At 73.9% G+C, this 17,722-nt stretch carries 12 protein-coding genes; 6 read left to right on the top strand and 6 right to left on the bottom strand.

What is annotated here, in order from left to right:
• Positions 1-136 precede the first annotated feature (136 nt).
• From lon to ABZ497_RS03580, 3 genes are all read left to right on the top strand, one after another.
• Positions 137-2,530, top strand: a complete 2,394-nt coding sequence (gene lon, locus ABZ497_RS03590) for an endopeptidase La (protein ID WP_359803189.1) — start codon at positions 137-139, stop codon at positions 2,528-2,530.
• Between the two features lie 172 nt (positions 2,531-2,702).
• Positions 2,703-3,224, top strand: a complete 522-nt coding sequence (locus tag ABZ497_RS03585) for a GtrA family protein (protein ID WP_329489576.1) — start codon at positions 2,703-2,705, stop codon at positions 3,222-3,224.
• A 151-nt stretch (positions 3,225-3,375) separates the two neighbouring features.
• A complete protein-coding gene (locus tag ABZ497_RS03580; RefSeq protein ID WP_359803318.1) occupies positions 3,376-4,590 on the top strand; it encodes an ROK family transcriptional regulator in 1,215 nt (404 codons plus the stop codon).
• A 40-nt stretch (positions 4,591-4,630) separates the two neighbouring features.
• Here the strand turns inward: ABZ497_RS03580 and ABZ497_RS03575 are convergent, their stop codons facing one another.
• Positions 4,631-5,674, bottom strand: a complete 1,044-nt coding sequence (locus ABZ497_RS03575; protein WP_329489577.1) for an ABC transporter permease — start codon at positions 5,672-5,674, stop codon at positions 4,631-4,633.
• A 110-nt stretch (positions 5,675-5,784) separates the two neighbouring features.
• Between ABZ497_RS03575 and ABZ497_RS03570 the strand changes: the two genes are divergently transcribed.
• Together ABZ497_RS03570 and ABZ497_RS03565 are read left to right on the top strand one after the other, a co-directional pair.
• Positions 5,785-6,243 (top strand): MarR family transcriptional regulator, encoded by a 459-nt coding sequence (locus tag ABZ497_RS03570; RefSeq protein WP_359803187.1) that lies wholly within the window; start codon positions 5,785-5,787, stop codon positions 6,241-6,243.
• A gap of 157 nt (positions 6,244-6,400) precedes the next feature.
• Positions 6,401-7,954 carry an MDR family MFS transporter gene (locus ABZ497_RS03565; protein ID WP_329489579.1) on the top strand — a complete coding sequence of 518 codons (1,554 nt, stop codon included), beginning with the start codon at positions 6,401-6,403 and terminating at the stop codon, positions 7,952-7,954.
• 85 nt (positions 7,955-8,039) lie between these two features.
• Here the strand turns inward: ABZ497_RS03565 and ABZ497_RS03560 are convergent, their stop codons facing one another.
• Both ABZ497_RS03560 and ABZ497_RS03555 read right to left on the bottom strand, forming a co-directional pair.
• Positions 8,040-8,294 (bottom strand): hypothetical protein, encoded by a 255-nt coding sequence (locus ABZ497_RS03560; RefSeq protein WP_359803186.1) that lies wholly within the window; start codon positions 8,292-8,294, stop codon positions 8,040-8,042.
• A gap of 26 nt (positions 8,295-8,320) precedes the next feature.
• Positions 8,321-9,505 (bottom strand): inorganic phosphate transporter, encoded by a 1,185-nt coding sequence (locus tag ABZ497_RS03555; protein ID WP_352289302.1) that lies wholly within the window; start codon positions 9,503-9,505, stop codon positions 8,321-8,323.
• Between the two features lie 336 nt (positions 9,506-9,841).
• On the opposite strand from ABZ497_RS03555, the gene ABZ497_RS03550 reads away from it, so the two are divergent.
• Positions 9,842-11,479 carry an NlpC/P60 family protein gene (locus ABZ497_RS03550; protein WP_359803184.1) on the top strand — a complete coding sequence of 546 codons (1,638 nt, stop codon included), beginning with the start codon at positions 9,842-9,844 and terminating at the stop codon, positions 11,477-11,479.
• Between the two features lie 41 nt (positions 11,480-11,520).
• On the opposite strand, the gene ABZ497_RS03545 is transcribed toward ABZ497_RS03550, so the two are convergent.
• The 3 genes from ABZ497_RS03545 to ABZ497_RS03535 all read right to left on the bottom strand — a co-directional run bounded on the left by ABZ497_RS03545 (position 11,521) and on the right by ABZ497_RS03535 (position 17,311).
• On the bottom strand, positions 11,521-13,806 hold the full coding sequence (locus ABZ497_RS03545; RefSeq protein ID WP_359803182.1) for an FdhF/YdeP family oxidoreductase: 2,286 nt from the start codon (positions 13,804-13,806) through the stop codon (positions 11,521-11,523).
• 437 nt (positions 13,807-14,243) lie between these two features.
• The gene (locus ABZ497_RS03540; RefSeq protein ID WP_359803180.1) at positions 14,244-16,274 is read right to left on the bottom strand and encodes an FAD/NAD(P)-binding protein; all 2,031 of its coding nucleotides are present in this window, start codon (positions 16,272-16,274) and stop codon (positions 14,244-14,246) included.
• A complete protein-coding gene (locus ABZ497_RS03535) occupies positions 16,271-17,311 on the bottom strand; it encodes an amino acid ABC transporter permease (protein ID WP_359803179.1) in 1,041 nt (346 codons plus the stop codon). Before ABZ497_RS03535 ends, ABZ497_RS03540 begins: the two co-directional genes overlap by 4 nt.
• Positions 17,312-17,722: the final 411 nt, after the last annotated feature.

Raw genomic sequence — 17,722 nt, 5'->3', positions numbered from 1 at the left:
GCGCCCCCGCGTGGCGTTTTTGACACCCCTTCCCGGAACCCTTCTTGTTCGCTCCCGGCGAACAGGGCGGGGGGAACATTCCATGGCCGCGAAACCTTAGTCAGGTCAACTCAACTTCGCTGACTGGGGAGAGATCATGGCATCGACGTCCACTCCGCTCACCCTGCCCGTACTGCCGCTCGACGACGAGGTCGTGCTCCCGGGCATGGTCGTCCCGCTGGACCTCAAGGACACCGAGGTGCGTGCCGCGGTCGAGGCCGCGCGGGCCGCGGCCGCCGGCGCCGGCAAGCCCCAGGTGCTGCTGGTGCCGCGGGTGGACGGCTCGTACGCGGCGGCCGGCACCCTCGCCACCGTCGAGCAGGTCGGGCGGCTGGCCGACGGGGAGCCGGCCGCGCTGGTCCGCGCCGTGCGCCGGGTCCGGATCGGCGTCGGTACCACCGGGCCCGGCGCCGCGCTCTGGGTGGAGACCACGCCGTTCCGGGAGTCCTCGGAGGGCACGCCGGTGGCCGGCCGCGCCGCCGAGCTGGTCCGGGAGTACAAGGCGCTCTCCACCCAGTGGCTGCGCAAGCGCGGCGCCTGGCAGATCGTCGACCGGGTGGCCCAGATCGAGGGCGTCGGCGAGCTGGCCGACAACATCGGCTACGCGTCCTTCGTCACCGCGGAGCAGAAGCTCAAGGTGCTGCTGGAGGCCGACCAGGTGGCCCGCCTGGAGTACGCCCTCACCCTGCTGCGCGACCACCTCGCCGAGGAGGAGGTCAACGACACCATCCGCAAGGACGTCGAGGAGGGCGTGGCCAAGCAGCAGAAGGAGTTCCTGCTCCGCCGCCAGCTGGAGGCCGTCCGCAAGGAGCTGGCCGAGCTGAACGGCGACCCGGCCGACGAGGAGGGCGACTACCGCGCCCGGGTCGAGGCCGCCGACCTGCCCGGGAAGGTCCGCGAGGCCGCGCTCAAGGAGGTCGACAAGCTGGAGCGGGCGTCCGACCAGTCGCCCGAGGGCTCCTGGATCCGCACCTGGCTGGACACCGTCCTGGAGCTGCCCTGGAACGAGCGCACCGAGGACGCCTACGACATCGCCGGCGCCCGCGCCGTGCTGGACGCGGACCACTCCGGCCTCGGGGACGTCAAGGACCGGATCGTCGAGTACCTGGCCGTCCGCAAGCGCCGGGCCGACCAGGGGCTCGGCCTGGTGGGCGGCCGGCGCGGCGGTGCGGTGCTGGCCCTGGTCGGCCCGCCCGGCGTCGGCAAGACCTCGCTGGGCGAGTCGGTGGCCAGGGCGATGGGCCGCACCTTCGTCCGGGTGGCGCTCGGCGGCGTCCGGGACGAGGCGGAGATCCGCGGCCACCGGCGCACCTACGTCGGCGCGCTGCCCGGCCGCCTGGTGCGCGCCATCAAGGAGGCCGGCTCGATGAACCCGGTCGTCCTGCTCGACGAGATCGACAAGGTCGGCTCCGACTACCGGGGGGACCCGGCGGCCGCCCTGCTGGAGGTGCTGGACCCGGCGCAGAACCACACCTTCCGGGACCACTACCTGGAGGTCGAGCTGGACCTCTCGGACGTGGTCTTCCTCGCCACCGCCAACGTGCTGGAGGCCATCCCGGAGGCGCTGCTCGACCGGATGGAGCTGGTCCGGCTGGACGGCTACACCGAGGACGAGAAGGTCGTCATCGCCCGGGACCACCTGCTCCCGCGCCAGCTGGAGAAGGCCGGACTGACGAGCGAGGAGGTCTCCGTCGAGGAGGAGGCGCTGCGCAGGCTCGCCGGGGAGTACACCCGCGAGGCCGGCGTCCGCACCCTCGAACGCTCGATCGCCCGGGTGCTGCGCAAGATCGCCGCGCAGTCCGAGCTGGGCGAGCGCGAGCTGCCCGCCGCGATCGGCGCGGGCGAGCTGCGCGCGCTGATCGGCCGGCCGCACCACGTCCCGGAGGCGGCCCAGGAGCCCGCCGAGCGGCGGACCGCCGTACCGGGTGTGGCGACCGGCCTGGCGGTGACGGGCGCCGGCGGCGACGTGCTGTACATCGAGGCCTCGCTGGCGGACGCCGAGACGGGCGGCACCGGGCTCACCCTCACCGGGCAGCTGGGCGACGTGATGAAGGAGTCCGCGCACATCGCGCTCTCCTACCTGCGCTCGCGTGGCGCCGAGCTGGAGCTGCCGGTCACCTCGCTGCGCGACCGGGGCGTGCACCTGCACGTCCCCGCCGGGGCCGTCCCCAAGGACGGGCCGAGCGCCGGCATCACCATGACCACCGCCCTGGCCTCGCTGCTCTCCGGCCGCCGGGTGCGCACGGACGTGGCGATGACGGGTGAGGTGTCGCTGACCGGGCGGGTGCTGCCGATCGGCGGGGTGAAGCAGAAGCTGCTCGCCGCCGACCGGGCCGGGGTCGGCACGGTGATCATCCCCAAGCGCAACGAGGCCGACCTGGACGACGTCCCGGCCGAGGTGCTGGAGCGGCTCACCGTCCACCCGGTGGCGGACGTGCGGGAGGTGCTGGAGCTGGCCCTGGAGCCGGCCGAGGTGCTGGTCGCCGCCTGACGGCGGGACGGGAACGGGCGGCGGCCCGGCGGAGCGCGCTGCTCCCGCCGGGCCGCCGCCCGTCCGCACGACCGGGGGCACCGGGCGCCGGGAGCCGCCGGAGCGTCGGGAGCCGCCGGGCCGCCGATTCCGTCGGAGGGAGCGTCGGCGGGCCCCGTGCGAAACTGCGAAGATGCCGTCCCCCACTCAGCGCGCCCTGGCCAAGGTGCCGGCGGGGCTGCGCCCGTTCCTGGTCAGGCACCGCAGGCTGGTGAAGGTCCTGCTGGTCGGGGGGACGTGCTTCGTTCTGACAACAGTGATCAACTTCTCACTGAAGTTCACCCTTTTGGAGCACAAACCGGTGGTTGCGCTCACCATCGCGACCGTGGTGGCCACCACCGTCTCCTACGTGCTCAACCGCCGGTGGTCCTTCCGGGCCCGCGGTCACCGGCGTGAGGTGCTGCTGTTCCTGCTCGTCAGCGTGGTGGCGATCGGCGTCAACGACCTCCCGCTGATCGTCTCGCGCTACGTCCTGGACCTGCGCGAGCCGCAGGTGACGCCCTTCACCCAGGAGGTGGCCGACTTCCTGAGCGGCATGGTCCTCGGCACCTTCGTCGCGATGCTCTTCCGCTTCTGGGCGATGCAGCGCTGGGTCTTCACGCGCTTCCCCGAGCCCGTCGCCCCCCGCGTGGAGCAGCCGCAGCGGATCCCGTAGCGGCCCGGCGCGGCGGGGCGCCGGAGCGGCCGATCCGACCCCCGGGCCCGGCGGGAGCGCCTGGCCGAACGCGGTTACGCTGCAGACACCGGTCCGAACTGCGGGACCCGCCCACCGGCGGGGCGGGCGGAAGCTGAGCGGGGTGAGCGCGATGCGCGAGACGGACGGCCTCCGGGCCGGGCCGGCCAGCCAGCAGGGCATGCGGCGGGCCAATCTGGCGCTGGTGCTCGGCGTGATCGCGCGGGCCCCGCGCTCGCGCGCGGAGGTCGCCGCGGAGAGCGGGCTGACCAGGGCGGCGGTGTCCTCGCTCGCCGAGGAGCTGATCGCGGCCCGGCTGGTGGTCGAGGAGGGTCCGGCGGCGCCCAGCGGCAAGGTCGGCCGGCCCGGGACGGCCCTGGGGCTCAACCCCGAGGGACCGGCGGGTCTGGGCGCCGAGATCGGGGTCGAGCACCTCGGCGCCTGCGTGGTCGACCTGCGCGGCGAGGTTCGCGCCTGGCACCGTCAGGAGATCCGCAACCGGGACCGGCGGCCCGCCGCCGTGATGGCCGACCTGGCCGAACTGCTGCGCCGGGTGGTCGTCGAGGCGGGGCTGCGCCCGGCCGGACTGATGCTCGCGGTGCCCGGCCTGGTCGGCGACGGCGACGGGGTGCTCCAGCGCGCCGCCAACCTGGGCTGGCAGGACGTGCCGCTGGCCGCCGAGCTGCGGCCGGCGCTGCGCGCGGCCGGCGCGCAGGGCCTGGCCGAGCTGCCGGTCGAGGCCGAGAACGAGGCCAATCTGGGCGGGCTCGCCGAGCTCTGGCTGGGCGGCGCCCCGGATCACTTCCTGCACGTCTCGGCCGAGGCCGGGGTCGGCTCGGCGATCGTGGTCGGCGGCCGGCTGATGCGCGGGGCGCACGGCTACGCCGGAGAGCTGGGGCACGTGCCGGTCCACCCGGACGGACCGCGCTGCGCCTGCGGGGCGCACGGCTGCCTGGAGCAGTACGCGGGGGAGGCGGCGGTGCTGCGGGCGGCGGGGCTGGAGGGGGTCCGGGGCGACTGGCTCGCCCTGCTCGCCGAGCGGGCCGGGGCCGGGGACGAGGAGGTCCGCGGGGCGCTGGACGGGGCCGGGTCGGCCCTGGGGATCGCCTCGGCCGGGGCGGTCAACCTGCTCGACCCGGCCGAGGTGGTGCTGGGCGGCGGCTACGCCCGGCTGGCGCCCTGGCTGCTGCCGGGGATGCGGGCCGAGCTGGCGGCCCGGGTGACCGTCCGCCCCTGGACGGAGGAGCGGCTGACGGTCTCCCGGCTGGGCCGGCGCGGGCCGCTGCTGGGGGCGGCGGTCGGCGTGGTCCGGGCGATCGTCGCGGACCCGGGCCGGCTCGACGGGTAGGGGCGGTGTCGGGCCGGCCCGGGCGGTGGCGGTGGTCCGGCTACCCGGCGGGCAGCTCGCGGCCCCCGCGCGGCCGACGCAGCACGGCGGCGAAGGTGACGGCGACGCCGACCAGTGCCCAGACCAGCAGCACGAGCAGCGGCATGGTGAGGTTGGTCGCGCCGAAGTAGGCGATCGAGCGGGCCGCGTCGGTGCCGGCGCCGTTCGGGATCCAGGCGCCGATGGCCCGCCAGAACGGGGGCACCATCGGTGGCGGGAAGACCCCTCCCGCGCTGGGGTTGCCGAGCACCACGAAGATCAGTACCGCGACGCCGATCCCGATGATGTCGAAGAGGCACTGCAGCGCCATGGTGAACGCGCCGACCGTGAACACCACCAGGGCGCCCAGCGCGGCGAGCCCCCAGGACGAGCCGGGCAGGGCGTTCAGCGCCGGTCCGACGATCACCGCCCCGCCGATGCCGGCCGCGATCGAGTACAGCGCGAGGGCGGCGAGCCGGATGGCCGCCCGGTAGGCGTTGGCGGGCTTCGCCCCGGCGCTGACGCCGAGGATCGAGGCGACCAGGTAGCCGCCGACGCACCAGCCGATCACCAGGTAGAAGGAGGACAGGCCGTTGGTGTCGCCCTTGGCCAGCGGGATGGTGTCGACGGTGCGCACCGTCCGGCCCTGGGTCTGGTCCACCGCGGTGACGATGGTCTGGGCGGCCCGGGCGGCGGCCGGGCCGCGGGCGTTGGCGACCAGCAGGGTGTCCTCGGTGCCGGCCGGGTCCACCACCAGCGCGGCGTAGAGCTTCTGGTCCTTGATCCGGGCGGTGGCGGTCTCCGCGTCGGGCGCGGTGGAGGCCCGTACCGCGTTGTCGGGCACCCCCTCCAGCGCCTCGACCAGCTTGGGGGAGACCTGCGGCGGCGCGACCACCGCGATCGAGAGCTCGTGCGGGGTGGGGCTGTGCAGCGCCCCGACGTACGAGGTGATGAAGCCGAGCTGGAGGAGGAGGACGGCGATTACCAGCAGCGCCGCGCGCGGGGTGACCGCCCCCTTCAGTTCGGCGACGAGTCCTGGCCTCGGTCCCTGCCCTGGGGTGGTCATCCACATCTCCTTGCGTATCGGGAAAACGGATACTTCATACCATCAAGTAGTTGGCTTTCCCGATTTCCCGCGCCGTATGTGGGGGCACTGTGCTGCGGGATACTTGCGCGGTGAGTGCGGCGAATGACGAGGAACCCCTGCTGGCGGTGGAGCGCGAGGTCGCGCTGATGTTCCGCCGGGGCCGGGCCCGGGTGGCGGAACTCTCCCGCCGGGTTCACCCCAGCCTGGAGGGGGCGGCGTACAGCATGCTCGGCTACATCGAGCAGGCCGGGCGGGTGCGGGTGACCGACGTCGGCGTGCACTTCGCGGTGGGCAAGGCCACGGTGAGCCGGCAGATCCGGGCGCTGGAGGAGCTGGGCCTGGTGACCCGGGAGGCGGACCCGCTGGACCGCCGGTCCGCGCTGGTCTCGCTCACCGACGACGGCCGGCGGCGCTACCTGGGCGCGCGGGACGCCCGGGTCGAGCGGGTGCGCGAGCTGATGGCCAACTGGTCCGAGGAGGACGTGATCCGCTTCGCCGGGCTGCTGCACCGCTTCAACGACGTGGTCGGGGAGGCCGTCGGGACCTGAGGTCCGGCGGTCCGGCGCGGGTGGCGGGCGGGACTTTACTTGGGCTTGAAGAAAGTTGCCTTAAGCAACCATTGATCCTATGGTTGCTTAAGGCAACGACTTTTCCGTTCCCCGTCGCCGCCTCCCGCTTCCGCCCCGCACCCGCCGAAGGACCCAGATGACCGTCACCACCCGAGCCGCGACCGGAGCCGCCACCGCCGACGACGACACACCCATGACCCACCGGCAGGTGCTGGAGGCCCTGTCCGGCCTGCTGCTCGGCCTCTTCGTGGCCGTGCTGTCGTCGACCGTCGTCTCCAACGCCCTGCCGCGCATCCTCACCGACCTGCACGGCGGCCAGTCCGCCTACACCTGGGTGATCACCGCCACCCTGCTCACCCTCACCGCCTCCACCCCGATCTGGGGCAAGCTGTCCGACCTGGCCAGCAAGAAGCTGCTCCTGCAGATCGCCCTGGTGATCTACATCGCCTCGTCCGCGCTGGCCGGCCTCGCCCAGAACACCGGCGAGCTGATCGCCTGCCGCGCGCTGCAGGGCATCGGCGCCGGCGGTGTCACCGCGCTCGCCCAGATCTGCCTGGCGGCGATGGTCCCGCCGCGCGAGCGCGGCCGGTACAGCGGCTACTTCGGCGCGGTCTTCGCCCTCGCCACCATCGGCGGCCCGCTGATCGGCGGCGTCATCGTGGACACCTCCTGGCTCGGCTGGCGCTGGTGCTTCTACGTCGGGATCCCCTTCGCGCTGGCCGCGATCGCGGTGCTGCAGCGCACCCTGAAGCTGCCGGTGGTCAAGCGCAAGGTGAAGATCGACTACCTGGGTGCCCTGGTCATCACCGGCGCCGTCAGCCTGCTGATGATCTGGATCACGCTGGCCGGCAAGAACTACGCCTGGCTCTCCTGGCAGACCGCGGCCATGGTCGGCGGCGGCCTGGTGCTGGGCGGGCTCGCCGTGGCGATCGAGAAGCGCGCGGCCGAGCCGATCATCCCGCCGAGCCTCTTCCGCCACCGCACCGTCACCCTGGCGGCGGTCGCCAGCGTGCTGGTCGGCATCGGGATGTACGGCGCGACCACCTTCCTCAGCCAGTACTTCCAGCTGGCCAGGGAGAAGTCCCCGACCATCGCCGGCCTGATGACGCTGCCGATGATCCTCGGCCTGGCCGTCGCCTCCACCGTGGCGGGCAAGCTGATCACCAAGTACGGCCGCTGGAAGGCCTACCTGGTCGCCGGCACCCTGATGCTGGCCGTCGGCTTCGCCCTGCTCGGCACCGCCCGGGCCGACACCGACTACGTGCTGCTCGCCGTCTACATGGCGATCACCGGCATCGGCCTCGGCCTGACCATGCAGAACCTCGTGCTCGCGGTGCAGAACACGGTGCCCCGGCACGAGCTCGGCGCGGCCAGCTCGGTGGTCACCTTCTTCCGCACCATGGGCGGCGCGATGGGCGTCTCCGCCCTCGGGGCCCTGATGAACAACCGGGTCGGCCACTACCTGACGGAGAACCTGGCGGCCGCGCACGTCCCGGCCACCGGCGCCGCGGCCGGCGGCGGCATCCCGGACCTGCACAAGCTGCCCGCCCCGCTCGTCCCGCTGGTGACGGACGCCTTCGGGCACGGGGTCGGCGTGGTCTTCCTGGTCGCGGCGCCGTTCGCGCTGCTGGCCTTCGTGACGGTGCTGTTCATCCGCGAGACCGTGCTGCGCACCGGCCACCAGGGCTGACCGCCGCCGGCGGGGGCACGGGGCAGGACACGGCGAAGGCCGGGGAGCGGACCACCGCTCCCCGGCCTTCGCCGTACTCCGTGCGTCAGTGGCCGGCGATCAGGGACAGGCCGTAGAGGACGGCGGCGCCGCAGACCGCGAAGCAGGTGTAGGCACCGGCCAGGGCCAGTCGGCCGCCGCCGGCCGGGGCGCCGGAGCCGGCCGCCGAGCGCTGCGCGGTCAGCGCGGCCTCACGGCGGGAGAGGGCCAGGATGCCCAGCGCGAAGACGGTGACCACCGCGACGGTGATGCCGAAGCTGAAGCCGGCGGTCTGGGCCAGGGCGTTCCACTTGATGTGCATGCTGTGTGCTCCTCAGCCGCCGGCGCTCAGGCCGCGACCGTGGTCGAGGCGGGAGTGGTGGGGGTGCCGGCCGCGGCGGTCGGGGTGATCTCGACCGGGGTGATGTCGCCGGCCTCGTTGACGTTGTCCGCGTGGACCGGCTGGCGGCGGGAGATCAGCCACATCGCGCCCGAGCCGGCGACCAGGACGGCGCCCACCAGGACCACGCCCCAGGTGCCCTGCTCGACCACGAGGGCCGCGAGGCCGGCCACCGTGGCGGCGGCGGGCAGGGTCAGGCCCCAGGTGTAGACCATGCGGCGCACCAGGCTCCAGCGCAGCTCGCCCTTCGGGCCGCCGAGGCCGGCGCCCATGATGCCGCCGGAGCAGACCTGGGTGGTGGAGAGGCCGAAGCCCATGTGCGACGAGGTCAGGATGACGGTCGCGGCGGCGGACTCGGAGGCGAAGCCCTGCGGCGCCTGGATGTCCGCCAGGCCCTTGCCCATCGAGCGGATGATCCGCCAGCCGCCCATGTAGGTGCCGAGCGCGATCGCCGCACCGGCCGAGACGATCACCCAGGTGGGGGGCAGCGCGCCGGTCGGCAGGGCGCCGACCGAGACCAGGGTCAGGGTGATGATGCCCATCGTCTTCTGGGCGTCGTTGGTGCCGTGGGCCAGCGAGATCAGCGAGGAGGAGAACACCTGGCCGGTCTTGAAGCCCTTGGTGACGGTGGCGCCGTCGCTCTTGCGGGTGATCGCGTACGCCAGCTTCGTGGCGCCCCACGAGGCCAGGCCCGCGACCAGCGGGGAGGCGATCGCCGGGATGAGGATCTTGGTGACCACGGTGTCGAAGTTGACGCCGTTGAGACCGACGCCGACCACGGTGGCGCCGATCAGGCCGCCGTAGAGCGCGTGCGACGAACTGGACGGAAGGCCTCTCAGCCAGGTGATCAGGTTCCAGAGGATCGCGCCGACCAGTGCGGCGAAGATGATCTCCGGATGGATCCCGGCCTTCTCGTTGACGATGCCGCCGGAGATGGTGGTGGCGACCTTCACCGAGAGGAACGCCCCGGCGAAGTTGAGGACGGCCGCGATGGTGACCGCGACCTTGGGTCGAAGGGCTCCGGTGGCGATGGAGGTGGCCATCGCGTTGGCGGTGTCGTGGAACCCGTTGGTGAAGTCGAAGGCGAGCGCCGTGATGATCACAACGGCCACCAGGAACGAGATGTGTTCCATACCCAAACAATCGTCGTAGTTGTCGCACTGACGTTGGTGTCGATCGCGACGGTAGGGAGCCTCGGTGAACGGAAGGTGAACTGAGACGGGCCGCGTGGTTCCGGACGTGTCCAAGGGGTTGCCATGACCTTGCCAGAAGGTGTCCCCGGGCCCGCTGAACTGGGCATTGGCGCAGAACGTCCTGGTTCGATCCGGTTTGCTGAGACCTGTCTCACAACCAGCCGAAGAATTCATCGGGCCGTACGGGTGCGGTCTGTTTCTGCCGGGTGACCCATGACAGGATCGGCGAGGATCCGGGCATCCCGGGGATCGGCAGGGGCGGGGAGGAACGAATCCATGGGCGGGGCCGCACAGCGCACGGAGACAGCCGGAACACGACCGTGGGTGCGGGCCGCCCTGCGCTGCGGAGCCGTCCTGGCGGCCGCCGCGCTGGCGCTGCCGCTGGCCGCCCAGGCCGCCTACGCGGCGCCGGACCCGGGCAACCCGGGCATCACCGCCCCGGCCGCCGTGCCCGGCGCGGACCCGCTCGCGGAGGCCAAGGCCACCCTCGGGCCGCTGCTCGACCGGCTGCACGAGCTGTACACGGGGGCGGAGGCCGCCACCGAGCAGTTCAACGCCGCCGTCACCAAGGTCGCCGAGCAGCAGGCCACCGTCACCGACCTGGGCGACCGGCTGGACCGTCAGCAGAAGCTCGTGGACGCCGGTACCGACGTGGCCGCCCAGCTCGCCGCCGCCCAGTACCGCAACGGCGCCACCTCGGCCTACGCCGAACTGCTGCTCTCCCAGAACCCGTACGAGGCCGTCACCATCGCCGAACTGCTCTCCGCCGCGAGCCGTTCGCAGTCCGAGTTCCTGGACCGGCTCAAGCTCGACCGCGAAGCGCTCACCGGCCTGCAGAAGCAGAGCGAGGAGGCGCTGAAGAACTCCCAGGCACTGGTCGCCCAGCAGGACGCGGCCAAGGCCAAGCTCGCCACCGACCTGGCCGCCGTCGAGCAGCTGGTCTCCTCGCTCACCGGTGCCCAGCGCACCGAGCTGGAGCAGCTGGAGAAGGCCAAGGCCGACGAGGCCCAGCTGGCCTTCCTCGCCTCCGGCGCCCTCGGCAAGGGCGAGCGCACCCCGTCGCTGGCCGGCCGCGCCGCCGTCGCGTACGCGCTGGCGCAGCTCAACAAGCCGTACGTGTGGGGCGGCGCCGGCCCGGACGTCTTCGACTGCTCCGGCCTCACCTCGCAGGCCTGGCTGCACGCCGGCAAGCCGATCCCGCGCACCAGCCAGGAGCAGTGGGCCCAGCTCCAGCACGTCGCCCTGAACCAGCTGCGCCCCGGTGACCTGGTCATCTACTTCGAGGGCGCCACCCATGTCGCGCTCTACATCGGCGGCGGGCTGGTCGTCCAGGCGCCCCGTCCGGGCGCCGTGATCAAGGTGTCGCCGATCGGCTCGATGCCGATCCTCGGTGCCGTCCGCCCCGACCCGGAGACCGCCTCGGACGAGGCGGGCGGTGCCTGGAAGGTGCCGGACCTCCCGGCGGGCTGGGACAGCGTCACCCCGATCGCCCCGAGCCCGGCCAACCAGGTGCCGGTCGACCCGAACGCGGCGAACCCCGCGCCCGGCACGCCGACCGCGCCCGGTACGCCCACCCCGGGGACGCCGACGCCCGGCACCCCGCAGCCCGGCACCGGCACACCGACCGACCCGGGGACGCCGACCGGCACCCCGACGGGGACGCCGACCGGGACGCCCACGGGGACGCCGACGGGCACGCCCACCGGGACCCCGACGGGGACGCCGACCGGCACCCCGACCGGCACGCCCACCGGGACGCCCACGGGAACGCCGACCGGTACCCCGACGGGCACCCCCACCGGGACGCCGGCCGGGACTCCCGCGGGCTCGCCCAGCGGCACCCGTACCGGTTCGGCCACCGCCTCGGCCCCGGGCTCCACCTCGGCCACCCCGCTGCCGGCGGGCCAGCACTAGCTTGGCCCGACGGCCCGGGGAGCCCCGGGCCGTCGGCCGGTTCAGCTCGCGCCGCTGTCCGGCTCGAAGCGGATCAGCACGGCCTTGGAGGTCGGGGTGTTGCTGATGTCCGCGGTGGAGTCCAGCGGCACCAGCACGTTGGTCTCCGGGTAGTACGCCGCCGCCCCGCCGCGGGCCACCGGGTAGTGGACCACCTTGAAGTGCGGCGCGCGCCGCTCCACGCCGTCCTTCCACTCGCCGACCAGATCGACGTACCCGCCCTCGGTCAGGCCCAGCTCGGCGGCGTCGACGGGGTTGACCAGCACGACCCGGCGGCCGCCGGTGATGCCGCGGTAGCGGTCGTCCAGGCCGTAGATCGTGGTGTTGTACTGGTCGTGCGAACGGAGCGTCTGCAGCAGCAGCCGGCCCGGCGGGACCTCGGGCGCGGTGAGCGGGTTGACCGTGAAGTTGGCCAGCCCGGTCGCGGTCGGGAAGGTCCGGGAGTCGCGCGGCCCGTGCGGCAGGGTGAACCCGCCGGGCCGGCGGACCTTGTCGTTGAAGCCGTCGAAGCCCGGCACCACCCGGGCGATCCGGTCCCGCAGGGTGTCGTAGTCGTCGGCGAAGTCCTCCCACGGGACGTCGTCCCCGGGGCCGAGCGCCGCGCGGGCCAGCCGGCAGACGATCGCCACCTCGGAGAGCAGCCCCGGCGCCGGCGGGCGCAGGCCGCCGCGCGAGGAGTGCACCTGGCCCATCGAGTCCTCGACGCTGACGAACTGCGCGCCACTGGCGGTGACGTCCCGGTCGGTGCGGCCGAGGGTGGGCAGGATCAGCGCCCGGGCCCCGGTCACCACGTGCGAGCGGTTGAGCTTGGTGGAGACGTGCACGGTGAGCCGGCAGCGGCGCATCGCCGCCTCGGTGACCTCGGTGTCCGGGGTGGCGGCGACGAAGTTGCCGCCCATCGCGAAGAACACCTTCACCCGGCCGTCGCGCATCGCGCGGATGGTGTCCACCGAGTCGTAGCCGTGCGCCCGCGGCGGCTCGAAGCCGAACTCGCCGCCCAGCGCGTCCAGGAAGGCCGCCGAGGGCCGCTCGAAGATGCCCATCGTCCGGTCGCCCTGGACGTTGCTGTGTCCGCGCACCGGGCAGACCCCGGCGCCCGGGCGTCCGACGTTGCCGCGCAGCAGCAGGAAGTTGACCACCTCGCGGATGGTCGGCACGGCGTGCTTGTGCTGGGTGAGGCCCATCGCCCAGCAGACGATGATCTTCCGGGAGGAGAGCACCAGGCGGCCCAGCTCCTCGATCTGCTCCCACGGGAGGCCGGTGGCGGCGAGCACCTCCTCGCGCCGGGTCTGCCGGGCCTCGGCGGCGAACTCCACGAAGCCGTGGCAGTGCCGCGCGACGAACTCCTCGTCGACGCCGCCGTCCGCGTCGAGGACGAGCCGGTTGAGCGCGCGGAACAGGGCGAGGTCGCCGCCGAGCCGGATCTGCAGGAAGAGGTCGGTCAGCTTGGTGCCGTGGCCGGCCAGGCCGCGGGCGTTCTGCGGGTTCTTGAACCGTTCGAGGCCGGCCTCGGGCAGCGGGTTGACGCTGACGACGGTGGCACCCGCGCGCTTGGCCCGCTCCAGGGCGGAGAGCATCCGCGGGTGGTTGGTACCCGGGTTCTGGCCCGCCACGATGATCAGGTCGGCCTGGTAGAGGTCCTTGAGGCTGACGCTGCCCTTGCCGACGCCCAGCGTCTCGGTGAGCGCCGAGCCGGAGGACTCGTGGCACATGTTGGAGCAGTCCGGCAGGTTGTTGGTGCCCAGCCGGCGGGCGAACAGCTGGTAGGCGAAGGCGGCCTCGTTGCTGGTCCGGCCGGAGGTGTAGAAGGCCGCGCCGTCCGGGGTGTCCAGGGCGCGCAGCTCCTCGGCGATCAGCGCGAAGGCGTCGTCCCAGGCGATCGGCGTGTAGTGGGTGGCGCCCTCGTCCAGCAGCATCGGCTGGGTGAGGCGGCCCTGCTGGCCGAGCCAGTAGCCGGAGCGTTCGGCCAGCTCGGCCACCGGGTGGGCGGCGAAGAACTCGGCGCGGATCCGGCGCTCGGTGGCCTCCTCGGCGACGGCCTTCGCGCCGTTCTCGCAGAACTCGGCGGTGTGCGTCTTCCCGGGCTCGGGCCACGCGCAGCCGGGGCAGTCGAAGCCGTCCGGCTGGTTGACCTTGCGCAGGGTGGCGAGGGTGCGCCGGGCGCCCATCTGCTCGGTGGCCATCCGGAGGCTGTGGCCGACCGCCGGCAGTCCGGCCGCGGCGTGCTGGGGCGCGGACACCACGGGGGCGTCCTGCGCGGGATCGCTCTGCGGGGCCGGTTTGGCCATGACTGCGCTCCTCGGCTGTGCTCGTCCGGCCGCCGCTCCGTCGCGTGGCCCGCCGTCCATCCTTCCACCCGTTCGAGTCGTCCGGGCCATCCCGGTACCGGTCCCGGCCGACCCCGCACGGTGCGTCGATGGGGCGCGGCCGCTTCGAGGGGCGGGGGCGCGGGTGACCGGCCACCGCGCGGGGCCGGCACGACCTGTCGGCTGACCAGCAGCGGCCGGCGCTGTCCGCGCGCCGGGGCCTGCCCGCGCGCCGGGGCCTGCCCGCGCGCCGCGGCCCCGGGTGGCCCGCCGGGCCAGGAGCGCCCCGGCCGGGGCCGTGGTGCCGATCCGGCGCCCTCCTGGCCCGGGACGTCGCCTCGGGCCAGGAGGCCGGTGCCTGCCTGACCGCGCTGGAGCGCGGGACCGGCATCACGCCGAGTGGGGGCCGGATCGTCGTGTCAGCTCCGGACCACGTCACCGCCGAGGACCTGGTCGAGGAGCTGTTCGGGCCCCGAGCCGGCCGGGCGGGGCCCCGGGCCGACCACGCGGGCCGCGAGCGGCGCGGTGGGCCGCCCGGTGGGCCGCCCACCCGCTGCCGGGACGGCCGCCAGGGCCCGCAGGATGGCCCGGGCGGCGGCGTCGTTCTGGCGAAAGCCCGGGGAGTCGGTGCGCGGCCGGGCGAAGGCGGCCGCCGCGCGCAGACTGGTGTGCGGGCCGAGGGCGGTGCGCCGCGGGTGCGGCCCGCCGTCCAGGGCCGGGTCCAGGACCCGGCTGTCCCCGGGCCGGATGGTGAGCAGCCCGGAGCGGTGGGTGTGCTCCTCGTCGCTGACCACCTCCTCCACGATCCGCCCGGCGCGGTGCAGGTCCCGCAGGACCGGGTCCCGGGTGCGGGCCAGCGCGTGCTTGGGCAGGTACGCCTCGATCAGCGCGGTGGCCTCGACGCGGTGCCCGGGCACGGTGCTACCGGACGCCCGCCAGGTGCCGGTCGCCTCGTCCCGGTCGACCCGGACGCCCGCGCCCAGGAAGCGGACCACGCCCGCCTCGGAGAGCGCGAGCAGCTGGCGCAGCCGGAAGCCGGGCGGGCCGGAGGCGAGGTAGCTGAAGTAGCCGAAGAACCACTCGTCGACCTCCTCGCCGACCGAGCGGGCGGTGAGCCGGCCGGAGGCCAGCACGCGGGGCAGTTGGCCGAAGAGCGAGAGCAGGGCGAGGAAGGCGCCGAGGTCGGCGCTGTGGGCCGGGTCGGCGCGGCGGTCGGCGTCCTCGGCGATGTAGCCGCGCAGATGGCGCTGGAGCTCCTCGGCGGAGCCGAGTTCGAGACCGGCCAGCGGGAAGTCGAGCCGTTCGAAGTCCAGCCGGTCGGCCTCGTCGGGGACGGCCCGGGCGATCACCCGGGCGAGCTCGGGCGCGTACCAGTCGTGGGCGTCGTAGCCGGCGAGGAACTCGGCCCAGGGGAGCGCGGTGCGTTCGGGGTGGGCGTGGAACAGTTCGTGGTAGTGCCCGAAGCCGATGTCCTTCGCCATCAACGGCCAGAAGTCGCGGCGCAGTTCGAGCGGTCCGGGGCGCGCGAGAACGGCGTCCACGGCGGCCGCGTCGAAGTAGCGGGGGAGCGGGGCGGGCGGCCCCTGGAGCCGGTAGCCGGTCTTGGAGTGGTAGGGCACCCCGCGCCGGGAGCCGACGTGGATCACCGGCTCGCGGCCGGAGGGCCGGTAGACCGGGCCGTCCGGCGTCTCCTCGAAGCGGCCGCCCCGGCCTTCGGTGAGCAGGGCGACCAGGTCGACGAAGGCGAGCCCGAAGCCGCGCAGGACGACGTGCTCGCCGGCGCCGATGCCGCTCAGGTCGGCGTCGGCGGAGAAGGCGGGCGGCAGGTGGAAGCGGCCGTGCCGGGCGGCGAACCCGGCGTCCGCGGCGTACCGGGGGTGCGGGGCGGAGTCGAGGTGGCCGAGGGTCAGGGTGACGTGGTCGGCGGTGAGCACCCGGTCCCCGAGGTGGACCAGCTGCGGGCCGTCCACCGGGCCCTCGACCCGGCGGACGGTGTCCCGGTGCACGGTGACGGTGATGTGCGGCGGGAGGTCGGCGACGGCGCGGCGGAACACCCAGTCCAGGTAGGCGCTCTGGGCCCGGCGGGTGGGGAAGTCGGTGGGCGCCAGGGTGCCCAGCTCGGCCCGGACCGCCGGGTCCTCGACCTCCCGGTAGGGCGCGAACTCCGGCTGCCGGGCGGCCCATTCGGCCAGCGAGGGCCCGGGGCGGACCGGTCCGTCGATGGTGGACCGCTCGTCGGTGAACATCGTGACGTCCTCGGCCATCGAGTTCATCCGGAGCAGCGGGGACTGGTCGTAGCGCCAGATCCGGCCCGCGCCGGGCGGGTGCGGGTCGACCAGGTGGATCTCCAGCGGGCGCTCGGAGGGCAGGAGTTCGGCCGCGTTGGCGGCGATCCGCTCCAGCAGCCCGGTACCGCGCGGGCCGGCGCCGACGATCACCAGGGTGGTCAACGCGTCTCCCCGGCTGCGGTCTTGGCGCCGGTCGCGGCGTCGGCCCCGGCCGGGGCGTCGGCGGCGGCGCGCAGCCGGCGCCAGGCCGCGCGGGCCTTCTGCAGCGGGGTGGGTGGCAGGCCGTCGCGGGTGGCGCCCTTGGCGTAGTGCCGCTCGACGTAGTACTGGCCGACGGACAGCACGGTGGTGATCACGATGTACCAGATGGTGGCGACCATCAGCATCGGGATGACCTGGTAGGACTGCAGGTAGACCAGCTGCACCGAGTAGAGCAGGTCGGAGACGGCCAGCACGCTGATGATGCTGGTGCCCTTGAGCGCGCTGATCAGCATGTTCCCGGCGGTGGGGACGATCGAGCGCATCGCCTGCGGGACGATGATCCGGCGCAGCACCCGCCACCGGCCCAGCCCGAGCGCCGAGGCGGCCTCCAGCTGGCCGCGGTCGACCGAGAGGATCCCGCCGCGCACCACCTCGGCGGCGTACGCGGCCTCCAGCAGGGTCAGGCCGACCACGGCGGTCAGGGTGGGTCCGAACAGGTTGACGGTCCGGACGGTGACGAACTCCGGGCCGAACGGGATGCCCAGGCCGAGCGTCGGGTAGAGCGCGCCGATGTTGAAGAAGAGCAGCAGCTGCACCAGCGCCGGGGTGGAGCGGAAGATCCAGATGTACGTCCAGCTCAGGGTGCGCAGCACCGGGTTGCTGGAGAGCCGCATGGTGGCGAGCACCGTGCCGAGGACGAAGCCGAGGCCGAGCGTGACGGCGGTCAGCCAGAGGGTCAGGGTGAGGCCGTTCAGGACCGAGGTGGCGGTGAACCAGTCGGCGACGACGTCCCATTGGAAGGCCTTGTTGCGGATCACCGAACTGAGGGCCATCGCGAACAGCAGCAGCGCGACGGCGGCGGAGACCCACTGGCCGGGCCGGCGGCGGGCGACGAGCCGGGCCGAGGGGTCGACGACGGCGCCGACGGGCGGCTCCGGGGCCGGCACGGGGTTCTCGGTGAGGGAGGGCGCGGGAAGGACGTCCTGCGGGGTGGCCATGAGGAGGCTCCAGGCGGAAGCTGCGGGCAGGCGGGAGGTACGGGGGTGGTCACGTACGGCCGTCGGGCCGGCTCGCGTCCCTCAACGCGACCGGCTCCGCACTGCTCTCCGCATTGATCGTACGCATGCGCGAACGAGGGCTGTCAAGGGTGGTGCCGCCGGGGCACACGGCGACAAGTGATCGCAACAGAGCGGTAATGGACGGTGGTTGACGCCGCGCATCCTTCACTGCTCAACTTGTGCTCATGTACGCCGAGCAGCTCCTGGTCACCCGCGACCACATCGACTTCGGTCGGGTGTGGTCCGCGGCGTGTCGCGGCTGACCCGGCAGCGGGCCGTCCAGCCGGCCCTGTCCTCCTAGGAGCCTCCTCCCTCGGAGGCCCTCCTCGCGGAGACCTCTCCCTCGGTGCC

Source organism: Kitasatospora sp. NPDC005751 (assembly GCF_040630835.1).
Lineage (GTDB): Bacteria > Actinomycetota > Actinomycetes > Streptomycetales > Streptomycetaceae > Kitasatospora.
This window is presented reverse-complemented; position numbering and strand designations above follow the sequence as displayed.